Raw genomic sequence first — 325 nt, forward strand, 5'->3', positions numbered from 1 at the left:
CTTCGTCTCTAGGTATCTCATTTATATATATAGGTGTTTGAAATAATGGCTAAAGTTTTAGATGATTCAAATTTAACCATACTAGAAAAAATGATTAAAGTAATAACAGAATATCATAAAGCTAAAAGGGAGATGTTTAAAGACCATCCCTTAGGGACACTTGTTCGTCATAAGATAAAGGAGTCTCTTTTTAAAGACGCCGAATTAGATCTAAAAATTTATCATATAGTAGGTTCGGTAGGACAAGGTAGATGGGCTGAGGTTCCATGGATTTCTATCTTTATTAAGAACTTAACGATTTCAGCCACAAGAGGGTACTATATTG

1 protein-coding gene is annotated in these 325 nt (G+C 32.6%); it reads left to right on the forward strand.

The features are described from left to right. Positions 1-45 precede the first annotated feature (45 nt). Positions 46-325: MrcB family domain-containing protein (locus SB751_RS29040; protein ID WP_410748912.1), on the forward strand; the 280-nt coding region annotated here is incomplete at its 3' end.

It is taken from the genome of Cupriavidus sp. SIMBA_020, from assembly GCF_046535395.1.
In the GTDB taxonomy this organism is placed as follows: domain Bacteria; phylum Pseudomonadota; class Gammaproteobacteria; order Burkholderiales; family Burkholderiaceae; genus Cupriavidus; species Cupriavidus campinensis.